The 23,747-nt window shown below is 66.3% G+C and carries 22 protein-coding genes; 10 read left to right on the top strand and 12 right to left on the bottom strand.

From position 1 onward, the window contains the following. Nucleotides 1–483 precede the first annotated feature (483 nt). Complete coding sequence (locus L1892_RS09925; protein ID WP_308191694.1) at nucleotides 484–756, top strand: alpha/beta fold hydrolase; 273 nt, start codon at nucleotides 484–486, stop codon at nucleotides 754–756. Further along, nucleotides 680–1,255: an alpha/beta fold hydrolase gene (locus tag L1892_RS09920; RefSeq protein WP_235723423.1), complete on the top strand. Its 576-nt coding sequence runs from the start codon at nucleotides 680–682 to the stop codon at nucleotides 1,253–1,255. Before L1892_RS09925 ends, L1892_RS09920 begins: the two co-directional genes overlap by 77 nt. Before the next feature lie 94 nt (nucleotides 1,256–1,349). Here L1892_RS09920 and L1892_RS09915 read toward each other — a convergent pair whose 3' ends face one another. Further along, a complete protein-coding gene (locus L1892_RS09915; RefSeq protein ID WP_235723422.1) occupies nucleotides 1,350–1,958 on the bottom strand; it encodes a ferritin-like domain-containing protein in 609 nt (202 codons plus the stop codon). A gap of 201 nt (nucleotides 1,959–2,159) precedes the next feature. After that, nucleotides 2,160–4,409 carry a replicative DNA helicase gene (gene dnaB, locus L1892_RS09910; protein ID WP_235723421.1) on the bottom strand — a complete coding sequence of 750 codons (2,250 nt, stop codon included), beginning with the start codon at nucleotides 4,407–4,409 and terminating at the stop codon, nucleotides 2,160–2,162. Between the two features lie 562 nt (nucleotides 4,410–4,971). Here dnaB and L1892_RS09905 point away from each other — a divergent pair. Continuing rightward, nucleotides 4,972–5,637, top strand: a complete 666-nt coding sequence (locus L1892_RS09905; RefSeq protein WP_372474990.1) for a hypothetical protein — start codon at nucleotides 4,972–4,974, stop codon at nucleotides 5,635–5,637. Nucleotides 5,638–5,656: 19 nt separating this feature from the next. Here L1892_RS09905 and L1892_RS09900 read toward each other — a convergent pair whose 3' ends face one another. Then, nucleotides 5,657–5,935, bottom strand: a complete 279-nt coding sequence (locus L1892_RS09900; RefSeq protein WP_235723420.1) for a hypothetical protein — start codon at nucleotides 5,933–5,935, stop codon at nucleotides 5,657–5,659. Between the two features lie 482 nt (nucleotides 5,936–6,417). Here L1892_RS09900 and L1892_RS09895 point away from each other — a divergent pair, with 482 nt between their 5' ends. Continuing rightward, nucleotides 6,418–7,146, top strand: coding sequence for a GAF and ANTAR domain-containing protein (locus tag L1892_RS09895; protein ID WP_235723419.1), 729 nt, complete (start codon nucleotides 6,418–6,420; stop codon nucleotides 7,144–7,146). Between the two features lie 87 nt (nucleotides 7,147–7,233). Here the strand turns inward: L1892_RS09895 and rplI are convergent, their stop codons facing one another. The 4 genes from rplI to rpsF form a co-directional block, all read right to left on the bottom strand. Then, nucleotides 7,234–7,686, bottom strand: coding sequence for a 50S ribosomal protein L9 (gene rplI, locus L1892_RS09890; RefSeq protein ID WP_235723418.1), 453 nt, complete (start codon nucleotides 7,684–7,686; stop codon nucleotides 7,234–7,236). Between the two features lie 17 nt (nucleotides 7,687–7,703). Further along, nucleotides 7,704–7,961: a 30S ribosomal protein S18 gene (gene rpsR / locus L1892_RS09885; protein ID WP_160901853.1), complete on the bottom strand. Its 258-nt coding sequence runs from the start codon at nucleotides 7,959–7,961 to the stop codon at nucleotides 7,704–7,706. A gap of 18 nt (nucleotides 7,962–7,979) precedes the next feature. Continuing rightward, on the bottom strand, nucleotides 7,980–8,489 hold the full coding sequence (locus L1892_RS09880; RefSeq protein WP_235723417.1) for a single-stranded DNA-binding protein: 510 nt from the start codon (nucleotides 8,487–8,489) through the stop codon (nucleotides 7,980–7,982). Nucleotides 8,490–8,602: 113 nt separating this feature from the next. Continuing rightward, nucleotides 8,603–8,884, bottom strand: coding sequence for a 30S ribosomal protein S6 (rpsF, locus tag L1892_RS09875; protein ID WP_235723416.1), 282 nt, complete (start codon nucleotides 8,882–8,884; stop codon nucleotides 8,603–8,605). 265 nt (nucleotides 8,885–9,149) lie between these two features. On the opposite strand from rpsF, the gene L1892_RS09870 reads away from it, so the two are divergent. The 6 genes from L1892_RS09870 (at nucleotide 9,150) to L1892_RS09845 (ending at nucleotide 17,583) form a co-directional block, all read left to right on the top strand. After that, the gene (locus tag L1892_RS09870; protein WP_235723415.1) at nucleotides 9,150–10,610 is read left to right on the top strand and encodes a class I adenylate-forming enzyme family protein; all 1,461 of its coding nucleotides are present in this window, start codon (nucleotides 9,150–9,152) and stop codon (nucleotides 10,608–10,610) included. A gap of 120 nt (nucleotides 10,611–10,730) precedes the next feature. Beyond that, nucleotides 10,731–12,575, top strand: coding sequence for a DUF3556 domain-containing protein (locus tag L1892_RS09865; protein ID WP_235723414.1), 1,845 nt, complete (start codon nucleotides 10,731–10,733; stop codon nucleotides 12,573–12,575). After that, nucleotides 12,572–14,044 (top strand): phytoene desaturase family protein, encoded by a 1,473-nt coding sequence (locus tag L1892_RS09860; RefSeq protein WP_235723413.1) that lies wholly within the window; start codon nucleotides 12,572–12,574, stop codon nucleotides 14,042–14,044. The genes L1892_RS09865 and L1892_RS09860 overlap by 4 nt, the downstream gene beginning before the upstream one ends. Continuing rightward, nucleotides 14,041–15,345, top strand: a complete 1,305-nt coding sequence (locus L1892_RS09855; RefSeq protein WP_235723412.1) for a PucR family transcriptional regulator — start codon at nucleotides 14,041–14,043, stop codon at nucleotides 15,343–15,345. Before L1892_RS09860 ends, L1892_RS09855 begins: the two co-directional genes overlap by 4 nt. A 220-nt stretch (nucleotides 15,346–15,565) precedes the next feature. After that, nucleotides 15,566–17,005 (top strand): glycosyltransferase family protein, encoded by a 1,440-nt coding sequence (locus L1892_RS09850; protein ID WP_235723411.1) that lies wholly within the window; start codon nucleotides 15,566–15,568, stop codon nucleotides 17,003–17,005. Beyond that, a complete protein-coding gene (locus L1892_RS09845) occupies nucleotides 17,002–17,583 on the top strand; it encodes a GNAT family N-acetyltransferase (protein WP_235723410.1) in 582 nt (193 codons plus the stop codon). The genes L1892_RS09850 and L1892_RS09845 overlap by 4 nt, the downstream gene beginning before the upstream one ends. An 8-nt stretch (nucleotides 17,584–17,591) precedes the next feature. Here L1892_RS09845 and L1892_RS09840 read toward each other — a convergent pair whose 3' ends face one another. From L1892_RS09840 to L1892_RS09820, 5 genes are all read right to left on the bottom strand, one after another. Continuing rightward, nucleotides 17,592–17,999 (bottom strand): hypothetical protein, encoded by a 408-nt coding sequence (locus tag L1892_RS09840; protein ID WP_235723409.1) that lies wholly within the window; start codon nucleotides 17,997–17,999, stop codon nucleotides 17,592–17,594. Between the two features lie 41 nt (nucleotides 18,000–18,040). Next, the gene (locus L1892_RS09835) at nucleotides 18,041–19,039 is read right to left on the bottom strand and encodes an acrylyl-CoA reductase family protein (RefSeq protein WP_235723408.1); all 999 of its coding nucleotides are present in this window, start codon (nucleotides 19,037–19,039) and stop codon (nucleotides 18,041–18,043) included. Between the two features lie 10 nt (nucleotides 19,040–19,049). After that, entirely contained in the window at nucleotides 19,050–19,421 is a 372-nt protein-coding gene (locus L1892_RS09830; RefSeq protein ID WP_235723407.1) for an HNH endonuclease, read from the bottom strand. A gap of 108 nt (nucleotides 19,422–19,529) precedes the next feature. Continuing rightward, nucleotides 19,530–21,185: a glycosyltransferase family 87 protein gene (locus L1892_RS09825; protein WP_235723433.1), complete on the bottom strand. Its 1,656-nt coding sequence runs from the start codon at nucleotides 21,183–21,185 to the stop codon at nucleotides 19,530–19,532. Between the two features lie 55 nt (nucleotides 21,186–21,240). Next, on the bottom strand, nucleotides 21,241–23,577 hold the full coding sequence (locus L1892_RS09820) for a transglycosylase domain-containing protein (protein ID WP_235723406.1): 2,337 nt from the start codon (nucleotides 23,575–23,577) through the stop codon (nucleotides 21,241–21,243). Nucleotides 23,578–23,747: the final 170 nt, after the last annotated feature.

Genomic DNA, 23,747 nt, shown 5'->3' with positions numbered 1-23,747 from the left:
CAAAAAGTTTCAACACAATCAGGAAAGCAAAACCTGACAAAAACAATCCAAAAAACTGGCAAAAAACTCCACAGACATCCCACACACGAGGAGTGCAGGACATCCACAAAACCAATGCCACAAAAAATGGCATCAGACAATCCATCAACACACTATCGAGTTCTCAAAGAACACACACCCACCAGCACCACCTCACAGTGAGGCGAACTCCAGCAAGCTTCATGTTCGACCCCGGCGCTATTCAGGCCGCAACACAGCGACCTAGATAATACTCTCAGGGGCGGCCAGCTCGAACCCGGTCTCCACTCCCGTTCGACCTTTCGGCCTCCCGGGCGGCGCCGTGGCGCGCTGACTGGAGAAAAGTTACGCACATACGCCGTCAAACGCAAATCGCCTGGTCAGCGCCTGCTTCTGCGTGCACGAGATGCTCGTGATGGACAGATACCACTGGGGGTTGCTGACCTTCGGTGCCATCCTCGTTCTGTGTCACCGTCGTCGCACCTGGTGTTGCTGCACGGTGTGGCCTGCTCGGGCCGCATCTGGCAGGACGTGGTCCCACTCGTGTCCGCACATCACGATGTCCATGCCCTGACTCTCCTTGGCCATCACGGCGGGCCGGCGATACAGCGCCATCCACCGCAAGTGTCTGACGTGGTGGACGCTGCCGAACGCGATCTCGATGACCTCGGCATCGACCGACCTCATCTGGCCGGGAACTCACTCGGTCGGATGGATCGCGATCGAATTGGCTCGTAGGGGTCGCGCCGCGAGCGTGTGCGCGTTCTCGCCCGCCGGCTTCTGGTGGGACCGCGCCTCCCACCGACGACCGGCGCAAGCCATTCGCGCATCTCGCGCTTTCACACGGCTCTTGCGTCCGGCCGCGCGTTTCGCGGCGAGATCCGCTTCGGTCCGGCGGCTGAGTCTGCGGCCGGTTGCACTTCACGGAGACCGGCTGACCGCCGCGCAGGTCCTCGACATGATCGACGATTGTCTCGACTGTCGCTTCATGGACGAGTACAGACCGGACGAGTGGGCACATCCTCTGGATCCGTTGCCCTGCCCGGTGACGCTGGCATGGGCACAGCTCGATCGCCTCATCCCGGCAGCGACCTATGGTTCTACCGCGCGTCAACGGCTTCCCGACGCGACGTGGATGCTGCTACCCGATGTCGGCCACATCCCGATGATCGACGACCCGGACCTGGTCGCCCGGACCATCCTCACGGTAACTGGCGGCGACGCCGCACAGTCCTGATGGACCGGTCAGCCTTGACGCGCGTTCCGCGGAACGCCGAACGCCGCGTAGGCCTCGCCTCGTCGAGCCGTCGATCCTGGGGGCTGCCCGAGGTTCAGCTTGTCCGACGATCGGGCACAAAGACCCTGTCCAGGATGCCGCAGAAAATCAGCACGGTGTCGGCCATGAACTCGCGCCGCGATACACCGCATGCCCGCAGCGCCGGACCGTGATCGACAGCGACTACGACGATCACTGCCACCGCCATGAGACGCCACAACTCCCGCAGCACTTTTCGGGCCGGCGTCGGTATGGCTTGGAAGCCGATGCGGAGACGGCGGCACTGGAACGGGACGTGGTGGCGTTCGTCATCGAGAATCCGTTCGGCGACGTCGATCAGGACTGAATCGCGACCGCCGTCGGCCAGAGCGCGGTAGTAGCGCAGCGCAACGACTTCGGCGATGGTGAGCACCATCAGCTCGAGTCGTAGGCCCATCAATCTACGCAGGTGTACGAAGACGGTGTCCGACCAGTGTGAGCGCTTCGTCCCGGGGCCACCCGCGTTCAGCAAGTGCGCCAGCATTCGCGCGTGATTCTGTTCCTCTGCGACAAAGAGTTCGACCGCGATCGCATAATCCGGGTCACCAGTGGCTCGGGCATTCTCGATCAGGTGCCGTCCGTCGCCACTCTCGCCCACCTGGAACTTCTGCAGACTCCGCGCCACCGCCGGGTCAAGCCGACTGCATGCAGACCACTTGGGCTGAGGGGCCGATGCTCGGCGAGCTGCCCGCTCGCGAAACTCATCCGACCAGCCGGTCGCCTCGACCTTAGGTGTCTTGTCGTGGTCCTTCACTCTTCTGAGCTGCCGGTAGTCGACGACGACATGTGCCTGCAACCGGTCGGGCCAGCAGCTAGCAAGCAAGCCCTACCCGCGCGCCATATCCACGAACTTGCTCAAATGCAGTTGGTGCGCAACGGTAATCGTCGCCGTCGGACCATTGCGATGCTTACCCAGGATGATGTCGGCCTCACCGGCGCGTGGGTCGTCGCGCTCGAAGGCGTCGGGGCGGTGCAGCAGGATCACCATATCCGCATCCTGCTCGAGTGAGCCCGATTCGCGCAGGTCAGAGACCTGCGGCTTCTTGTCTGTCCGCTGTTCCGGCCCGCGGTTGAGCTGACTGATCGCAACCACGGGAACCTCGAGTTCCTTTGCAAGCAGCTTCAATTGGCGGGAGAACTCGGAGACCTCCTGCTGGCGGGACTCGACCTTCTTACCCGAGGTCATCAGCTGCATGTAGTCGACGACGACGAGGCGAAGGTCTTGGCGCTGTTTCAAGCGTCGCGCCTTGGCGCGGATCTCCATCATCGTCAGGTTGGGCGAGTCGTCGATGAACAGCGGCGCTTCAGAGATCTCGCCCATGCGGCGGGCGAGACGGGTCCAGTCGTCGTCGGTCATCGATCCGCCACGCATGTCGCCGAGTTTGACCTTCGCCTCCGCCGACAACAGACGCATCACGATCTCGGTCTTGCTCATCTCCAGCGAGAACATGGCGCTGGTCAGCCCGTGATGGATTGAGCACGACCGCAGGAAGTCCATCGCCAGGGTCGAGTTGTGGGTGGGCACCATCGCCTCGCCGGCGAGGTACATGTGGTCGTCGTTGTCCACCTCGACGCAGCGCACCGGCACCGAGTCGATGGGCCGCACGTCGACCAGCCTGCGCACCCCGGCGCGTCGGCGGAGCTCCTTGTGCCGAATTGCCTTGTGGTGCACGGTGAACACATCGTCGTCGGCGTCCACACGCAGCCAGCCGGTGGCCGAGCGCTTGTAGCTGTACCCCAAACCCGCCACCAGGTCGGCGACGACGGCAGTCATGTGCCGCGTGGCGGCCGGCACCGTGATCCAACCGTCGTCGTCGACCGTGGCACGCGCGTCGAGCAACCCCGCGAGCAGTGCCCGACGCTGCGCGATCGACCCCCGCAGATACTCGAACGGGATGCGCCCGCCGAGATCGGCCATCAATGTCATCACGTCGACGGGGCCCTCGGCGTCGATCCGCATGCTGATCTCGGGATCGTCGAAGGCCATCCCCGCCAGCGCGGCGACCGTATAGGGCCCGTAGGCGAAGCGCTTACGCGGCAGATCCAATGGCTCGGTGTTGCGGACCACCGCGCACCCGACGTGGGCCCGCAGGGTGCCGGTGGTGACGGTCTGGCGTTTGCCGTCGATGTCGGCCACCCACTGGTGCTCTTCGTCGGCGACGAGCATGGTGCCGTCGTTGAATTCGACCTCGTAGCAGGGGCGTTCGGTCATCACGTCGGTCGCGGCGACCACCCGCGTCGGTCGGCCCCGGGCGTCGAGCAGCTGATCGCCGACGCCGACGGTACCCATGGTGGTCCAGCCGGTGGGGGTGGGCAGCGGCGTGTCGAGTGCGAGCGCCTTGCCCACACCAGGTCGTGCGGCGACGATGATCATCTGCCCGGGATGCAGACCGTTGGTGATCTTGTCCAGATCCACGAAGCCGGTCGGCACGCCGAGTGAGATCCCGCCGCGCGAGGCGATGGAGTCGATCTCGTCCATCGTCGGTTGCAGCAATTCCTCGAGCGGCACATAGTCCTCGGCGGTGCGACGTTCGGTCACCTCGTACACCTCGGCCTGCGCACGGTCGACGACCTCTGCGACGTCCTGTCCGTCGGCACCGGCATAGCCGAACTGCACGATGCGGGTTCCGGCCGTCACCAGACGACGCAGAATGGCCTTTTCCGCGACGATCTCGGCGTAATAGCCGGCGTTGGCTGCGGTCGGCACGGTGGAGATCAAGGTGTGCAAGTAGGGCGCTCCGCCGACCCGGCGCAGTTCACCGGCGCGCTCCAATTCGGCCGACACCGTGACCGCGTCGGCCGGCTCCCCCTTGCCGTACAGCTCGAGGATCGCGTCGTAGACCGCCTGATGCGCGGGTCGGTAGAAGTCCGCGGACCGAAGTTTCTCGACCACGTCGGCGATGGCGTCTTTGGACAGCAGCATGCCGCCGAGCACCGACTGCTCGGCCGCCATGTCTTGGGGCGGTTGCCGCCCGAAGTCCTCCGCGGGAACGTCGTCGTTCCGACGGCCAGCTCGTCCACCGGACACCGGCTCCAAATGGCCCGGTTCATGCCCGCGGTCATCGACTACTGCCACCCGTGTCAAACCTCTCGCAGTACTTGCACCACTCGACCTCGAGTGGGTCCGACTCTGTGGCGTCTGCGGCGTGTGCCGCCGACGTCGGTCGTGCTTGCCTCCGTGATATCCGGTGGCACCGACAGGTTTCCCCGACGGACCCCGAGCGCTCACGCAGAAGCACTGACGGAGCACATTAGATCCCCGATCCGCGCCCGCTCAAACGCACTTGTGCACAACACTGTCAGCAAACTGTGGACGGACTGTGGACGCGATCGGGAGTGTTGTTAACCCCCTGTGCACAACATGGGGAAACACTTCCTGTGGACAAATATCGTCGCAGGTCACGGGCATAATGCTTCATCCACAGTGGGCGTGGAAAATTCCCTCGGCGTGTCACGCGGAGCGACGGAATCGGCGTGTTGCGTTCAAGGATCAACCACGCGTTGCCAACAACTCGGTAAACATCGGGTGTGACCCGGGTAACACCTGGTCAATGCGTCCGCCAGGTATCAGGCCGGAGTGGGTCGACTGTCCACAGAATCGCTACGACCGGGCCCGCGCACCTCGCACGTGTGCTGGAATGGTCGGCGTGGGGAGGCTACAACTTCTGCGCCAAACGCGCACATCTCGGCGGCGGCGCGCCGTTGCCACGATCGTCGCCGCGTTCGGCGTCGCTGTGGTCACCGCGCTCACCGGTCCGGCGCCGAGTTCGTCGGCCGCCCCGACCGGTCCGACGCTCCCGGTGGAGTTCGATCTGGCCCGATATCAGCCGGTCAATCCTGAGCAGTACCGCTCGCTTGCCTATGTCGACAACGGCCGCGGATTCCTGCGGGTCGGACGTTGGATGTGTCAGATCGGTCCCGGCTACCGGTACGTGGGATGTCAGGGTCATCCGGCGACAGCGCCGGCAGGTGACCGGGGCGCGGCGATCTCCGGTGACCAGCAGGGGCCGTGGTGGGTGCCGCCGGCCACCACCTATCGCTTCGGTGCACCGTCGGGTTTCCGTCCGCCGACGTTGCCGGTGGGCAGTCGCGTCACCCTGTACGGCGTCACCTGTACCGCGCCGCGAGCCGACGTGGTGGCCTGCCGAACCGGATCGCGGGCGCTGATCTTCACCCCGGGCTGGCACAAATTCTTCTTCCCCAGTGGCGACACCGCGCACAGCCCGAATCCGGCGCCGCACTATCTGCCGCCGCGACTGCAGTACTGGAATCAGTTGCCGGCGTCCCCGGTCCCGCCGCGCTGACGGTTCCCGGGGTCCACGGTCAGATGAAGGACCGGAGTTGTGTGGCGAAATCGAACACCCAAGCATGCGAGCGTCGATGCGCCTGACTGCGTGACGGAGGTGCGCTCGCGCGAGCGGCAGCGGCAGCAACCCTCCGCTCGCGGCGTTCGACCCTGCGTTGGGTCCGTTCTCGGGCCGCGATGACCTGGCGTTGCTCGTAGCGTGCGAAATCGATCGACGGCTGAAAGAAGTAGACGAGCACGGCGACGATGGCGCCGACAATGATGATGGTGATGAGCATGGCGAACGTCTCCTGCATGGCTGTGATGTGTTGTCGCACGAGCCCTGTGGACGTTCGCCTCGTTGCGCCCATCCGGTCCCCCCGGATATGGCGAACTCGTGGAAATGACGCTACGGCGGGGTTGCGGGTGTGCCACGCGTACTGCGCTACGCGAGTTTGACGGGTGGGGGCGTCATCGGTCTGCCGACTACGCAGGTGGGATCTTCGTCGTGGTGGGTGGCGCTGGTCTCGATACGTCCTCGCCTAGCGGCTCGGACTACTCGACCAGCAGTTGGGACTCGACGCTCGGACTACTCCTTGGATCGAGTAGCTGCGAACGGAGTGAGTGGCGTATCGAGATCGACCAGGTCCGATAACCGGGCACGGAAGAATATGGGCGACACCGGGAGCGGCAATTTTTCGGGGTGGGTAAAGTTCTTCTCACGTTGAACAAGCAGCGACCCGGCACCGCCGTGTGATCGTTGCTGGCCGGGTCTTGAGCCGGTGAGAGGTCCTCCGACTTGAAATTCGACAGAGTCGACAGCGCTCGACTCCAGCGTCAGATCGCCGATCTGATGGAACGGGTGCAACGCCATGCCGAGACCGACGTCTCGCTCGCCCTCGACGACCTGGCCGTCGGTGCGGCCGAGTTGATCCCGGGGGCGCAGTACGCGGCGGTCACGGTGACCACCGAGAAGAACATCGTGGACACGCCTGCATCCACCCACTGCAATCCGGCGATCCTCGACGACATCCAGCACAGCGTGCACGAAGGCCCCTACCTGCAGCTCGTCGCGGACAAGGAGCCGATCCGGATAGACGATCTGGCGCAGGAGACGCGCTGGCCCACCTACTGCCGGCTGGCCCTCGAGCGCACCCCGATCCGATCGCTGCTGAAGTTCCCGCTCGCCGGTTCGACGCACACGCTCGGCGCGCTGACGGTGTGCGCCGACAACCCACACGCCTTCGACGAGGACGCCTTCGACGTCGGCCACGCCTACGCCACGCATGCGTCGCTGGCGTGGGATGCGCTGCGCCGCAAAGAACAATTCGCCATTGCCCTGGCGACCCGCGACATCATCGGCCAGGCGAAGGGCATCATCATGGAGCGTTATCGCTGCAGCGCCGACCACGCCTTCGGGCTGCTCAAAAAGCTGTCACAGGAGTCGAATCGGCCACTGCGCGATGTGGCGCGCCAACTCGTGGATGTCGATGCCCCGGTGGCAGAAGCGGGCGACGCCGGCGTGTGACGCCGCGCCCGTGCAGCGCCCCGACGCAACGATGCCGGCCGGCCCCCAGAAGGACCGGCCGGCATCGTTGAACGACCAGAGGTCGAATCAGCCTGCGACGACCGCGAGCTCGACGGTCGCCCGCACGTCCGGGTGCAGGTTCACCACGACCGGGTAGTTGCCGGTGGCCTTGATATGGCCCTTCGGCAGCTCCACGTTGCGCTTGTCGACGGCCGGCCCACCGGCCGAGCGGATCGCACTGGCGACGTCGGCGGCGGTCACCGAACCGAACAGCTTGCCCGAGTCGTGGGTCTTGACACCCAGCGAGACCTCGGCGAGGCCCTCGATGGCCTGCTTCAGCTCGTTGGCGTGCTCGAGTCCACGGACCTCGCGGGCAGCCTGCACGCGACGGATGTCCTCGACCTGCTTCTCGGCACCACGGGTGGCCTTGATGGCCAGGCCGCGGGGCAGCAGGTAGTTGCGGCCGTAGCCGTCCTTGACCTCGACGGAGTCGCCGGCCTCGCCGAGGTTCTCCACGGCGGCGGTCAGGATGAGTTTCATATCAGTCCCCTTCCCGCTCAGCGTCCGGTCGAGGTGAACGGCAGCAACGCCACCTCACGCGAATTCTTGACGGCCACAGCGACATCGCGCTGGTGCTGCACGCAGTTGCCGGTCACACGACGCGACCGGATCTTGCCGCGATCGGACAGGAAACGGCGCAGCAGCGCAGTGTCCTTGTAGTCGATGACGGCCTTCTTGTCTTTGCAGAAGCTGCACGCCTTGGTCTTGGTGACCTTCTCGACGCGAGGCTTCCGGCTGCTCTTTGCCTTTGCCATTGGTACTCCAGTGTGTTTCTAGAAAGGTGGTTCGTCGTCCCCGCCACCGAACGATCCGCTGCTCGCGGGCGCGCTGCCCCAAGGATCGTCGGCAACCTGCTGACCTCCTCCGCCGCCGCGGCTACCGCCGCCGCCGGAGGTAAATCCGCCGCCACCACCGCCACGCGAGGCCTTGTTGACCTTCGCGGTGGCGTATTTCAGCGAGGGACCGATCTCGTCGACCTCGAGTTCCACCACAGTGCGCTTCTCACCCTCACGGGTTTCGAACGACCGCTGCTTGAGGCGGCCCTGCACAACGACCCGGGTTCCCTTGGACAGGCTTTCCGTCACGTTCTCCGCGGCGTCACGCCAGATGTTGCAGCGGAGGAACAGCGCTTCGCCGTCCTTCCACTCATTGGTCTGACGATCGAATGTCCGCGGCGTGGAGGCCACCGTGAAATTGGCCACCGCGGCTCCCGACGGCGTGAACCGCAGTTCCGGATCGGCGGTCAGGTTACCTACGACGGTGATGACGGTGTCGCCTGCCATGTGTCTCCCCTTGGGTCGTGGTTGGGCACTCGTTGATCGACGCGTACCGGGATGTTGGGTTCAACCCTAGAGCCCGGCACCGACTGCATTGGTGTCGATCGAGGAACTGTGGATTACTTCCGCAGGACCTTGGTGCGCAGCACCGACTCGTTCAGCTTGAGCTGGCGGTCGAGCTCGGTGACCGTCTTGGGCTCCGCGTTGAGGTCGATGACCGCGTAGATGCCCTCGTTGTGCTTGGCGATCTCGTAGGCGAGACGGCGCTTGCCCCAGATGTCGACACCATCCACCTTGCCGCCATCCGTGCGGACAACGTTGAGGAAAGTATCCAGTGAGGGTGCGACGGTGCGCTCGTCCAGATTCGGATCGAGAATGACCATCAATTCGTAGTGACGCATAAGACCACATCACCTCCTATGGGCTAGGTCGGCCACGGACTGTCCGTGGCAGGAGGGTCGCCTGCGTCGGCAACCGCTCCAAGATACACGACACACCCCTGACCAGCGAAATCGATGCGCGATGGGCGACAACGCGCGGCAGCGGTCGTTTTGTGCGTTTGTGACAACCGTTGTCGCAGACTTCGTGCCGCCGGGACGTGGTGTGGATCACAATCACGCCATTAGCGTCAAGCAGCACACAGTCCACGACGCGTGAAGGTGCGTGATGACAGTTTTCGACTATCTGCCATGGCGGCTCGCCGCCCGATCGACCATGGCGCCGGCGGTGTCCGATGACCGGATCACCCTGACGCACAGCGAGTTCGATGAGCGCACGACTGCGGTCGCGGAGCAACTGCGCGATGCAGGGATAGGTGTCGGCGACGTCGTGGCGGTCATGCTGCCCAACCGTGCCGAGCTGGTGATCGTGGTCGGCGCCGCCTGGCGGGTCGGCGCCGCGGCCACCCCGATCAATCCGGCGTTCACCGCCGAGGAGGCGTCGCGGCAGATAGGCGATTCGGGTGCCCGCGTCGTCGTCACCGTCGACGGACACTCGCCGCACCCCGGTGCGACCGCGATCGGTGTCGACGACCTCGCCACCGAGATCACCGTCGACGTCGCGCCGCGCGAGCCGGCCCCCGACGATCTGGCGTTGGTGATCTACACCAGCGGGTCGACCGGCCGGCCGAAGGGTGCAATGCTCACCCACGCCAACGTCGACGCGATGACGTCGATGATGGTCGACCATTTCGGCCTCACCCCGGCCGACCACTGCATGCTGATCCTGCCGCTGTTCCACGTGAACGCGCTTATGGTCTCCACCTTCGCCCCGCTGCGCGCCGGCGGGCAGGTCACCATCGTCGGCTCGTTCTCGGCAGGCCGCTTCTTCGACGACCTGTCCCGGGTGCGACCCACCTATTTCTCCGCGGTGCCGACCATCTTCGCGTTGCTCGCCGCAACGCCGGCCGATGTCGAACCGGACACGTCGTCGGTGCGGTTCGCCGTCTGTGGTGCCGCGCCGGTGTCCGAGGAGCTGTTGCAGACGGTGTCGGATCGGTTCGGCTTCACCATGGTCGAGGGGTACGGCCTCACCGAGGGCACCTGCGCGTCGGCGTGCAACCCGGTCGACGGGATCCGCAAACTCGGCACCGTCGGCCCGGCCATCGCCGGTCAGCAGATCCGCATCGTCGACCCCGACGGCAACGACGTACCAGCGGGTGAACGCGGTGAGGTGCTGATCGGCGGGCCCACGGTGATGGCCGGCTACCTCAACAACCCGGAGGCCACCGCCGCCACGATCGTCGACGGCTGGCTGCACACCGGCGACGTCGGGCGCCTCGACGCCGACGGCTACCTGCAGATCGTCGACCGCATCAAGGACATGATCATCCGGGGCGGAGAAAACCTGTACCCCAAGGAAATCGAAACCGTATTGGCCGGCGCACCCGGCGTGCTCGAGGTGGCCGTGGTCGGCCGACCCGACACCCTGCTCGGTGAGGTTCCGGTGGCCTACGTGGTGGGCTACCCGGACGCCGACCTGACCGCCGAGGCCCTGCGCGCGCACTGCGCCGCTGCGCTGACCCGGGTGAAGGTGCCCGCGGAGATCACCGTGCTCCCCACACTCCCGAAGAACCCGGTCGGCAAGATCGACAAACCCCGGCTGCGAGAACGACTCGTGGTCATCTGATCGGCCGGCCGCCGGAACCCCGGTCGCCGACCACCACACACGAGACACCGCTCGTGTGGCGATACCCCCTACCCACATCACCGACCTACCCACATCACCTGATAGCGAAAGGACTCCCCCATGGGATTCAAGACAGCCGAGATGCCGCCGGTGGACCCGGCCGAATTCGGCTCGATGCCGTTCATGGCGCGGATGAAGCTGTTGGCCGTGCACTGGGCCGAACACGGCTTCGGCGGCCCGAAACAGCTCAACATGCTCTACATCTACAAGATGGCCTTCTACGCCATCGTCGGCGTCGCGCTGGTGGGCCTGACGACACCCGGGTTGGGTGGGTTCGCCGAGTTCACGTCCTGGTGGACCGAGCCGATCGTCTACATCAAGCTGATGGCCTGGACGGTGCTGTTCGAAGTACTCGGACTGGCCTCCTCATCGGGTCCGCTGGCGTTCAAGTTCTCGCCGTTCATCGGCGGTTGCCTGTACTGGCTCAAACCGGGCACGATCCGCGTGCCGGCCTGGCCGGGCAAGGTGCCTTTCACACGCGGTGACACCCGCCAGTACTGGGATATCGCGATCTACGCGCTGATCCTGGCGAATCTGGTGTTCCTGGTGGTCTTCCCCGGCACCGAAACCGCGCGGGTCCCGGGCAGCGAGGCCGGCCTGCCACCGCAGTGGGCGATGTTCAGTTACATCGGCCTCATCGTCGCGATGGGCTTGCGCGACAAGACGGTCTTCCTCGCCGCCCGCTCCGAGCAGTATCTGGCGGCGCTGTTCGTCTTCGCCGCGGCCGGCTCGGTGGTCGACATGATCGTCGCAGCCAAAATCTTCATGTTCGCCAGCTGGTTCGGCGCCGGCATCTCGAAACTGGGCCGCCACTTCAGCCCCGTCATCGCCGCGATGGTGTCCAACACGCCGTGGATCACCTCGACCCGCCTCAAGCGCAAGCTCTACCGCGACTTCCCGCGCGATCTACGACCCTCACACCTGAGCAGCTCGATCGGGCACGGCTTGGGCACCGTCGTCGAACTGGCGCTGCCGTTGATCCTGCTGTTCTCGACCAACAAGTGGCTGACCCTGGCCGCACTGATCGGCATGCTCGGTTTCCACTTCTTCATCATCTCGACGTTCCCGCTCGCGGTGCCGCTGGAATGGAATGTGTTCTTCATGTTCTCGGCCTGGTTCCTGTTCTGGCTGCACCCGGCCGGTGAGGGCTGGGCGGTGACCGACATGAGCACCGGCTGGTTGATCTTCGCCATCGTCGCGGCGGCGACGTTCCCGGTCCTGGGCAACCTCCGACCCGACCTGGTGTCGTTCCTGCCGTCGATGCGGCAGTACGCCGGCAACTGGGCCTCGGCGGTCTGGGCGTTCCGCGGCCGCGACGCAGAGGAGAAGCTGAACACCTATCTGACCAAGTCCAACGCCAACCAGATCGATCAACTCACCGCGGCCTACGGCTCGGAGGTCGGCGAGATCTTCATGCAGAAGGCCGTCGCGTGGCGGACGATGCACTCGATGGGTCGTGCATTGATCTCGCTGCTGATGCGCCACACCGACGACCTCGACAATTACGTCGTCCGCGAGGGTGAGTTCGTGTGCACCACGCTGATCGGCTGGCAGTTCGGCGACGCCCATCTGCACAATGAGCGCACCATCGCCGCGGTCCAGCGCCGCTGCAACTTCGCTCCCGGCGAGCTGATCGTCACCTGGACCGAATCGCAGCCGATCCACAAGAACTACGTGGCATACAAGGTCATCGACGCAGCGCTCGGCGTGGTGGAACGCGGCACGTATGTGGTCAAGGACGCCACCGAGGAACTGCCGTGGCTGCCGAACGGTCCGATCAAGCACACGATCACCTGGACCCGGCCCGGCTATGTGGCACCGTCGGACGGCTCCGCTTATGTCACCGCCGGGGCTGCCACGACCGCCGACATCGAGGTCACCGCCGAGCCTAAGGTGGGTGCATGACACAGGGCGTCGTGGTCGGTAGCGGGCCGAACGGGCTCGCTGCCGCCATCACGCTGGCCGCCGCCGGCGTCTCGGTCACCGTCCTCGAGGCGGCGCAGACGCCCGGCGGTGGCACCCGATCCGGTCAGGTCACGGTGCCTGGACTGCTGCACGACGAGTGTTCGGGCTTTCATCCGCTGGCCACCGACAACCCGTTCACCCGGCGATTCGATCTCGCTGCTCACGGATTGCGTTGGGCACTACCGCCGGTGCAGTACGCGCATCCGCTCGATGGCGGGCGCGGGGCTGCCGTCCACCGATCGGTGACGACGACGGCGCAGGGCCTCGGCGTCGACGGCGACCGATACGCGCGCGTGTTCGGCCCGCTCACCGATCGGTTCGACGCGATCGCCACCGAGTTTCTGCAGCCGATGCTGCATCTGCCGCGCCATCCCATCGCGCTGGGTCGGTTCGGTGTCCTCGCCGCTCCCCCAGCGACCTGGGTGGGCCGCCTGTTCTCCACCGATGAAGCGGCCGCATTGTGGGCGGGGGTGGCGGCGCATGCGTTTCATCCCTTGTCGACGCCGCTGTCGTCGGCGATCGGGGCCGCGTTGGGCACCGCCGCGCATCGCTTCGGCTGGCCCGTCGCGGTGGGTGGGTCACAGGCCATCGGGGCTTCGATGATGTCGCTGTTGACATCGCTGGGCGGGCGGGTCGAGACCGGGGTGACGGTCTCGAGCCTCGACGACCTCGGCGATCCCGACATCGTCCTGCTCGACACCGCTCCCGCCGCCGCCGCGACGATCCTGGGGACGCGGCAGCCGGCGCGCATCGCCCGGGCCTACCGCCGGTATCGGCATGGCCCGGCGGCCTTCCAAGTGGCATTCGCGGTGCGCGGCGGCGTGCCGTGGTCGTTCGCGCCGGCGCGGCAGGCCGGCACCGTACATGCGGTCGGCGACGCCGCCGCCGTGGTGACCGCCGAACACGACGTGTGGCAGGGGCGCATGCCGGACGAGCCGTTCCTCCTCGTCGGCCAGCAATATCTCGCCGATCCCGACCGTTCGGTGGGAGACATCCATCCCGTCGATGTCTACGCCCATGTGCCGGCCGGGTTCCGCGGTGATGCGCGGCATCAGATCATCGACCAGATCGAACGGTTCGCACCTGGCTTTCGCGAGCGGATCGTGGCCACCCATATCCGCGCGACCGCCGACATCACCGCCGACAACGCGAACTACGTCGCCGGCGACATCATCACCGGCGCGAACACCCCCACACAGCTGATCTTCCGGCCGCGGGTCGCGGCGAACCCGTACGCGACGGGCGTGGAAGGCGTATATCTGTGCTCGGCCGCCACCCCGCCCGGTGCGGGCGCCCATGGGATGTGCGGATGGCATGCGGCCCGATCCGCGCTGCGACATCAAGGTTTGCTCGACGCACTGGACCGGCCGAGCGAGCCGATGGCCGCCGACCTGAAGCGGGCGCGATGAGCAGCGGGTCGCTTCAGCGTCGTCTTGTCTCGCCGAATGCACCAGAGGCGGCCGAAGTGCATCGTCTGGTCGCCGTGGTGGGCGACCGTTTGCAGGCGCGCTTCGCCGAGATCAACGCGTCGATGAATGCGGCCATCGAGGCCGGGATGGACGAACTCACCGAACCGGATCTGCTCGACATGCTGCACGCCAGCGTAGAAGGCAACATCACCACGATCCTGCAGATGATCCGCAACGACATCCCGCTCGACCACGTGCAGCCCATCACCGCGGCAACCGAGTACGCCGACCGGCTGGGGCAGCGCGGCATCCCGGCGTCGTCGTTGCGGCGCGCCTACCACTTCGGGTCCGACGATCTGCTCGCGTTCATGTTCGAGGAGGTCCGCGGACTCGACTGTCCGCCGGAGATGCAACTGCACGTGTTGCATCACCTGTCTGGGTGGATGCACAAGTACGTGGACTGGATCACCGGGGTGGTGCTGGAGATCCACGAAGAGGGCCGACGGTTCTCGGTGGAGCAGAACGCCACCGTGGTGTCGGCGATGGTGGGCAAGGTGCTGCGCGGCGAGGACCTGACGGCCGGCGAGTTCGCACTGCGAACGGGTTACTCGCTGCAACCACCTCATCTTGCGGCGACATTGTGGATCGATCGCGCCAACCCGGGTAGCGACGACACCGGATTGCTGGAGACGACGGCACGAGAGATGGCCGGCCGGCTGGGGTGTGTGCGACCGCCGTTGTTCACCGTCGTGGACCGCAGCACGGCGTGGGTCTGGTTCGGTTCCCCCGCAGATGTGGACCCGACGAATGACGCGGTGCTGCGCTCCGTCACCGCCGCAGTGCCCGGTCTGCGGGTGGCTTTCGGCGCCCCCGCGTCGGGCACCGACGGGTTCCGTAGCAGCCACGATCAGGCCGAGGCCATCAAACATGTGGCCATCGTGTCCACCAACCCGGCGATGAGCGTCGTCGGGCACAACGTGGAAGGGATGGCGGTGGTTGCGGTACTGGCCCGAGACCTCGACGCCACCCGACGGTGGGTGCACGACGTCCTCGGCCCGCTGTCGCTCGATACCGACGCGGCCGCGCGTCTGCGGGAGACCGTGCGCACGTTCCTGAGTTCCGGCAACAGCTATGTGACCACCGCCGAGAAACTGAACATGCACCGCAACACGGTGAAGTACCGCCTCGGGCGTGCCATCGACGAATTGGGCCGGCCGCTGTCCGAACGCCGCCTGGACACCGAGCTGGCGCTGCACGTCGCCGAAATCCTGGGTTCCGTGGTGCTCACCGGGTCGTCATGAGCACGGGGTCGTCATGAGCACGGGAAACCCCAACGGACGCCAAGGCCTCCTGAAATCAGCTCCGTGAGCGTCGTCCGAGGGGATATCCCCTCGGACGAGGCTCAGGGAGCTGATTTCAGTCACCGTCATGCGGCACCGCCGGCCGCCGGATGCCGACGAGCGCCACGTGTGTCCAGGCCCGACCGGTGTCGGGCGCCGGGCGCCACTTAGCCTGTAGGCCATGTCCGCATCCCCCGCCGCGCCGGCGCGCTTCGGTCACGCGTTGCTGGCCGGGCGCGGCCGGATGGCGCTCATCCTCGTCGTCTCCCTGTTGGCCACCTGCCTGACGATGTGGTGGAGCTATCAGGTCAAGATCAAATGCGGCGGCGCCCCGTTCCTCGACGAGGGCCGCAGCTCGCACTGGCCGGTCGGTGACCCGGATGCGGTGATCCCCTGCTACTCCGACCTGATGTACCTGTGGATCGGCCGAGACATCAACAATCATGTGTTCCCGTTCATCCACGGTGGCATCACCCCGGACGGCAAGCTGTTCGGCGGCGTCGTCGAATACCCGGTGCTGTCGGGGATGCTGATGTGGCTGGGCGCGATCGGCGCGCACACCGACACCGAGTTCTTCCAGCATTCGGTGTGGCTACTGGTGCCGTTCGGGCTGGCGATCACCGTGATGTTGGCGTTGATGACCCGCTGGTGGGTGCTGCTGTGGGCGGCCACCCCACCCCTGGTGCTCTACGCCTTCCACAACTGGGAGCTGCCGGTGGTCGCGACCGCGGTCGGCGCGGTGGCGGTGATGGCGTGGGGCTCGACGATCAGTCCGCGAACCGGGGAACGTCGCCTGTCGGTGCGGACCGCGGCGATCCTGGCGGCGATCCTGCTGGGCATCGGCTTCTGTCTGAAGCTCTATCCCGGCTTCTTCGTACTGCCGCTGGCCATCTACGTCCTCACCTACGGCGCGGGGGCCGGCCCCGGCGGCGCGGCCCCGCTGCGCCGGAAGCTCGATTGGGTGGGAGCGGCCTGGGTGGCGGTGGCCGCGACCCTGACCGTGATCGCGATCCAGTTGCCGTTCATGGTCCTCGGTTTCGAGGGCTGGCGGGCGGCCCTGTCGTTCCAGGGCCAACGCAAGGCCGACGTCGACACCAACTCCATCTGGTACTGGGGTCTGCGTCACTTCACCGGCGGCCAGAACGACACCTACAACACACTGGTCGGACTCTTGTCGCCGATGCTGATCGTCGCCGCCTTCGCGCTGGCGGTGTTCCTGGGCTGGCGGGTGTATCAGCGCGACGGCGTCTACCCCTGGATCGGGGTGTCGGCATCGATGCTGGCCGGATTCATGCTGTTCCACAAGGTGCACTCGCCCCAGTACACGTTGTGGATTCTGCCGTTCTTCGTGTTGCTTCAGGTGCGGTGGCCGGTGATCGCCGCGTATCTGATCGCCGACTTCATCCTCGACACCACCATCTTCCGGCTGTTCGGGATCTACACGTCCGGTTCGCCGATGAAGTGGTGGGTGATCACCGGCGTCAACGTGGGAGTGTGGGTGCACGCGGTGGTGCTGGCCTACCTGATCGTCGCGTTCGTCCGGGCGCCGCTACGTGAACCGCTGGCGTCCTTCGGTCGCCGGGTCCGGCCGACCGAACCCGACCTGGTCACGACATCGTGAGCACCTGGCTGGGCACGGAACCGCTGTCCATGGGCCGGGTGACGCTGCGGCCGTTGGTGTCCGACGATGCCGAAGCGCTGGCACAGATCGTCGACGACCCCGATCGGTTCCGCTGGGTACCGGGCGTGCCGACGGACCCGGGCTCGAGTCGACGGTGGCTGGAGAACGCACGCGCCGACCCGTCGTATCGGGTGGCCTACGCCGTCATCGACAACACCGACGGCCGCCTGGTCGGGTCGACGAGCTACTACGAGATCGACCCGACCAACCTGGCGACCACGATCGGCTACACCTTCTATGCCGAGGATGTGCAGGGCACGACGATCAACCCGACGGCCAAGTTCCTGCTGATGCGGCACGCCTTCGAGGACTGCGGCGCGGTGCGGCTGGTGTGGCACACACACGAGCGCAATGCCCAGTCGCGGGCGGCGATCGCCAAGCTGGGTGCGACCTTCGAAGGGCTGCTCCGCAAACACCGACGCTTCGGGGACGGGTGGCGCACGACCGCGCAGTACGCGATGACCGACGACGATTGGCCGGCGGCGAGGGCAGGCCTGATGGAGCGGATTTCCGGGTAGACGAATCCCTACGGATTCTCGGTGTGATCGGGGTGGCCGTGAGTGCGGCGTTGTTCTTTCATCCGCGCTTCGTGCAGGTGCCGCACACCGTCCATCAACTCATCGCGCACGCGCTGGTCGGCCGCTCGGAACGGCAACCAGTAGGTGTCGTCGAACTCTTCGACGACCTGAAAGGTCCACCGTCCGTTGAGCACGTTGCGCCCGACCATCTCGGTCTCGAGCGCGTCCGCGAGGTCGGTGTGGCCGTCGGCACGCAGGGCATCCACCGCCTCGCCCAGCACCAGATCGGCGTGTCCGATCAGCTGATGGAAGCTGTACAGGTGACCACGGGCCCGTTCGACGTACTCCAGGGCTTCGGAGACCTTCCCGGCCGCTTCGGCGGTGGTATCGGAGACTTGTTCGGCACGATCTGGCATGCCTTCAGTGATACCCGAGCGGGTTCATCGCCAACCCGTGATCAGAATTCGCCGGCGACGAGGACCCGGGTACGGCCCGTGACACCACCGGCGAGGATGGTCTTGATGGACTTGGGTAGGTCGGTGACCGCGACATCGGTGGTCACGTCGTCGAGGTGACGCGGCCGAAGTTCGCCCTCGAGTTTGGCCCACATTGCGCGGCGGTTGACGATCGGCAGCTGTACCGAGTCGATGCCGGCGAGGGTGACGCCACGCAGGATGAACGGGTGGACGGTCGTCGGAAGGTCGGCGCTGCCCGCCAGACCGGAGGCGGCCACCACACCGCCATACTTCAGCGTGCTCAGGGCGTAGGCGAGAGTGGCGCCGCCAACACAGTCGACGACGGCCGCCCACCGCGTCTTGCCCAGCGCACGGACCTTCTCGCCCTCCTCGGGAAGTCGGCCGATGATCTCGGTGGCGCCGAGGGTGTGCAGCAGGTCGGCGGCATCGGCCTTGCCGGTGGAGGCGATCACCTCGAACCCGGCCGCGGCCAACAGGTCGACACTGACACTGCCGACCCCGCCGGTCGCCCCGGTGACCAGGACCGGACCGTCGGACGGGGTGATGCCGTGCGCGGTCAACGCCTCCACGCTCATCGCGGCGGTGAAGCCCGCGGTGCCGATGGCCGCAGCATCCTTCGCCGACAGTCCGGACAGTTTGACCACCATGTCAGCGGGCAGTCGTGCGGTGTCGGCGTAGCCGCCGTGGCGGCCGGTACCGATGTCGTAGCCATGGGCCACCACCACATCACCCTGGGAGAACTGCGGCGAGCTGCTCGAGCGGACGGTGCCGGCGAGGTCGATGCCGGGAATCAACGGGTATGACCGGGCCACACCGCCTTTCGGGGACACCGCGAGCGCATCCTTGAAGTTCACGCCCGAGTACTCGACGGCGATCTCGACGTCGCCGTCGGGCAGGAAGCTCTCCTCGACGGTTTCATGAACGAGGTCGATGTTGCCGTCGTCGTCCTGATGTGCCACCAGCGCTTGTACGTCACCCATGTATCGCACCCTACTGAAGCGCATCGGCCGGTGGGTCCGGCACGACGACCCGGGAGGCGCGGATGATCACCAGCCGCCGCAGGAAGAGCTCTTCGTCGAGCCCTTTGCGACGCATCCAGGACGTCACCTCGGTGTTGCACTTGCTGGCATTGCAGGAGCGGCAGGCGGGGACCACGTTGAGTTCGGTGTAGCGTCCACCGACCGAGAGCGGCTGGATGCAGTCACGCTGGAGGACGGTGTCGGTGCGGCCACAGTAGGCGCATCCGCCCCAGGCGGTCTTGATCTCCTGCCACTGCAACGGGCTCAGGTCGTTGTCGGCGAGGCGCATTCGGCGCTGCCGTTTACGTCCCGCTCGCGCTCGCCGGGAGCCGCCACGTGCCATAGCGCCGAGCCTAATGTCGGCCGGACCGACGACGACGCAGGCACGCGGGGATGCTGTCGACGCGACACCGGGTTCTGTCGGCGGGATTGCGGGTTCCGTCGGCAGATATCAGGGTGCCGTCGGCGTGAGGTCGGGCGCCGGGCCCGGCGGGGCCGGGGGACCGGGGCTGTGCGTTGGCTCGACGGCGGCGCGGCGACGTCCGCCGCGCACAGTGAATCGATCCGGGGCACCGTCGAGGACACCGCCGGCGGGGTCATCCAGCAGATGCTCGGGCCCGGGGTCGCGGTCGTCGCGACGCGGATTGCGCACAAGATCGTCGGCCGGGTGCCAGATCTGCCACAAAACCACCGCGCACAGCCCGATCACCATCAGCGCGCGCAACACGATCACCGCGGTGAACCACTCGTCGGGTAGCCAGCGGCGGTCGGCGTCGAGATACAACGACATCCGCGGCACCCACACCAGTGCGTCCACGAACATCCAGGCGAACAACAAGCGAGTGTGCGGAATCGCGAGCACCGCCAACGGCACCAGCCACAGCGAGTACTGCGGACTCCACACCTTGTTCACGAGCAGGAATCCGGCCACCATCAGGAACGCCAACTGCGCCAACCGAGGTCGTTGTGGCGCACCGAGCGCCACGGCCCCGACGCCGAGCGCGACGAGCACGAGCAGGCCCAGCGAGACCACGTTGAGCACCGTGACGTTCCACTGGAATCCGACTGCGGAGCTGATCACGCGATAGAGACTGTCGCTCTCGGCAGCGCGATCGGAGTTGTAGCGGAAGAACTCCCACCAGCCCTGCGGGTAGAGGATCAGGATCGGCAGATTGACGCCCACCCACACCAGCACGGCGGTGGCCGCAGCTTGCGCGAACTCCCGTAACCGCCCCGAGCGCAGACACAATACGAGCAGCACACCCAGCAACAGCACTGGATACAGTTTCGCGGCCGTGCCCAACCCTATGAAAAGACCGGCCAGCCAAGGCTTTCGTCGAGCCCAACACAGAACCGCGAGCGCAACCATGGCGGTGGCGATGGCGTCGAAGTTGGTGAATGCGTGCACCACCACCAGGGGTGAGAGTGCCGCGATCCAGGCCGCCCAGATACGGCGGCGCGCGGTGAGCGCGGTGGCCCAGATGGTGACCAGCCAGAACAGGGCGAGTCCGAGTGCCGCGAGGTCGAAGAACAGCACGACGTCGAGAGCGGCAGGCACACCCCATTTCTCGTGCGCCGACAGCCAGGCGCGCGCGACCGTCGCCATGCCGTACATGTACATGCCGGTGATGACCGGGTACTCCATGTACCGCTTGATCTGCTGGCCGTCGGGGCCTTGCTCGTACCAGAAGGTGCGGTACGGGAAGGCGCCTTCATTGAGGCGTTCGGCTCCGAACAGCCCGATCACATCCGAGTAGCAGAGGTTGGTGTACTGGCGCTGATCGTCCCAGTCGAGCCGCAGTTCGGTGCCGGCCGGGGAGTTCTCGTCGGCCGGTGCCTGCTGGAGGCAACTGGCCTTGCCGAACCAGCTCACCGCCAACGCGCACAGCGCCAGCAGGAACAGCACCCGGATCGGTGTCCACGCCCGACTGCGGCCGACCGCCGCGTGTCGACCGACCGGACCGCCCACCACGTTCGACGCCTCATGCACGACGACGTCGGTGCGACTCGGCAGCACCCGCGTGCGATCGAGGCGTGTGTCGGCGGCAAGTGCCGCCGCGGACTCCCAGTCCGAGCCCGGCCCGCGATCGTCGGTTATCGCCGACAGATCACCGGGGGAGCCCGGTTCGGTCGAGTTCTCCTCTGCCACGGTCGGTGTCGACTCAGTTCAGCGGCGGGGGTTCTGGAATGTCACCGCCGAAACCGTCCTCGTAGCCTCCTCCGTTGGTACCCCCACCACCGTTTCCACCACCGGTGTAGTCGTCACCGCCGCCCGAGTTGCCGCCTGAGTTGCCACCCGAGTCACCGCCGGAGTTGCCACCCGAATTGCCGCCACCCGAGTTGCCCGAGTTGCCCCCGCCGCGTTCCGCGTTGCCCGGCAACGGGATCGTGACACCGGGCGCCAGCGTCAGGTTGCCGTCGCCGTTGCCGGGGAACCGGCGGGACGGCCCCTGGTCGCCGGGCGATTGGGTTTGCGGCGCATCCTGGTCGTAGGTCACCGGCGGCGGCTCGTAGGGCACACCTGCCTGACCGCCGACCGCCTCGGGCTCCGGGAAATCCTGGATGGGTTTGCCCTCCAGGGCGCCGTTCATCGCGGCCTGCCAGATGTCCGAGGGCAGCATGCTGCCGTAGATCGACGAGCCGGCGTAGTTGGTGATCGCGGTGCCCTCGTCGGTACCGACCCACACCGCGGTGGACAGCTGCGGCGTGTAGCCGACCATCCAGGCGTCCTTGTTCTGTCCGGTGTCGCCGAGCTGCGCGGTACCGGTCTTGGCTGCTGACGGCCGCGACCCCAGGCTCGGGTCCGACAACGCGTGCCCGTTGGAGTAGGAGGCGATCGGCTCGAGTGCCGCGCTCACATTGTCGGCCACCTTCGCATCGAAGACGCGCTCACCCTTGTTGGGCTGGCGATCGAAGAGCACCTCCCCATCGGAGGTCTCCACCTTCTGCACGAAGTACGGCTCGCGGTACACACCCGACGCGGCGAGCGTGGCGTACGCCGAGGCCATGTCGAGCACACGCGACGGGTACTGACCCAACACCACGCCACCCTCGACGCCACCGTTGGCTTCCTGCAGCGTGTGTTCGATGGTGCCGAAGCTCTCGGCGACGCCTGCCTTGTGCGCGGCGTCGGCGACCGCCCGGGCCTGACCGTCGAGATCCATCATCAGTCGGTAGTAGACCGTGTTCAGCGACATCTTCATCGCGGTCGCGAGGTTGCAGGATCCGCAGCTCTCCCCGTCGGAGTTCTCCACGGTCAACCCACCCGGCGCAGAGTAGGGCGCCGAACTGTACGTCTTGGACAGCGGGATGTCCTGTTCGAGGGCCGCCACCAGGGCGAACACCTTGAACGACGACCCGGTCTGCAGTCCCGCCTGTGCGTAATCCCAGCCGGTGGCGTCGTTCCCGCCGAAGTAGCCCTTGACGCCGCCGGTGCGCGGATCGATCGACACCACCGAGGTACGCAACTTGTTCGGCTCGCCCTCGAGTTTGCCGTTGGCCGCCGACACCACCGAACGCTGCACCTGCGGGTCGATAGTGGTGGTGATCTTGAGGCCTTCGGTGCGGACCTGCTGCTCAGAGATGTTGAGTTCACCGAGTTCGGCGAGCACCCGGCGCTTGATCAGCCCGTTGGCGCCCGGCGTGTCGTCGCTCTGGGCGCGTGCCGCCGGCACCTTCGGGTACTGCATTCCCGCGCGATCGGTGGGCGTGAGTGCGCCGGTGCTGACCATGCCGTCTAGCACGTAGTTCCACCGCGCTTGCGCGGCCTCTGGGTTGATCTCCGGATCGTAGTAGGAGGGCGACCGGATCGCGGCCGCGAGCACCGCGGCCTCTTCGGTCGTGATCTTGCTCAGGTCCTTGTGGAAGTAGGCCTGCGAAGCGGCGGCCACACCGTAGGCGCCCCGGCCGAAATAGATGGTGTTGAGGTAGGCGGCCATGATGTCGTCCTTGGACCACTCGTTCGACATCTTGGTGGCGATCGCGAGTTCCTTGAACTTGCGCTCATAGCTGTGTTCGTCGCCGACGAGCGCGTTCTTGACGTACTGCTGGGTGATCGTCGACCCACCGCCGGCCTGTCCGCCGTTCCCGGTGACCTGGCCGATCGCGGCTCGCGACAGACCCCGGATGGAGAAGCCGGAGTTGCTCGCGAATTCGCGGTCCTCGGCGGCGATCACGGCGTCCTGCACCGATTTGGGGATGTCCTCGATCTTGACGTCGGTACGGTTGCCCTCCTCCGGGACGACGCGCGCAATGGTCTTGCCGTTGGAGGTGAGGATGGTGGCGACCTGGTTCTGCTTGATGTCGCCAGGTGCCGGCACCGACGCGCCGACGTAGGTGAGCATGAACGCCACGATGCCGATCAGGGCGACCGCCGGCACGAGTGCGCCGAACGCCCCGAGGCCGATGGCCAGCCATTTCTGCCGTTTGCGGCGTGTGTCGTCGGCTGAGGGACGAGACGTACGTCCACCGCCGGCGGGCGATGTACCGCGAGTACTCATTGTCCAACCATCCGATCCGCGCGCACGACCGTGTCAGCGCTACTCACTATCTGTCTCCGTCATTCAACTGGTCACCCAGTCCGTCATCCCAGCCCCGATGTCCACCGGCCCGATGCCCCCGCTCGTTATCCCACTGTGACCTACGATCGGCGTTCGGGCAAAGTTCCATC

Origin of the sequence: Gordonia tangerina (genome assembly GCF_021556435.1) — a bacterium.
In the GTDB taxonomy this organism is placed as follows: domain Bacteria; phylum Actinomycetota; class Actinomycetes; order Mycobacteriales; family Mycobacteriaceae; genus Gordonia; species Gordonia tangerina.
Note: the sequence above shows the minus strand (reverse complement) of the source record. Positions and strands in the feature narration are given on the sequence as shown.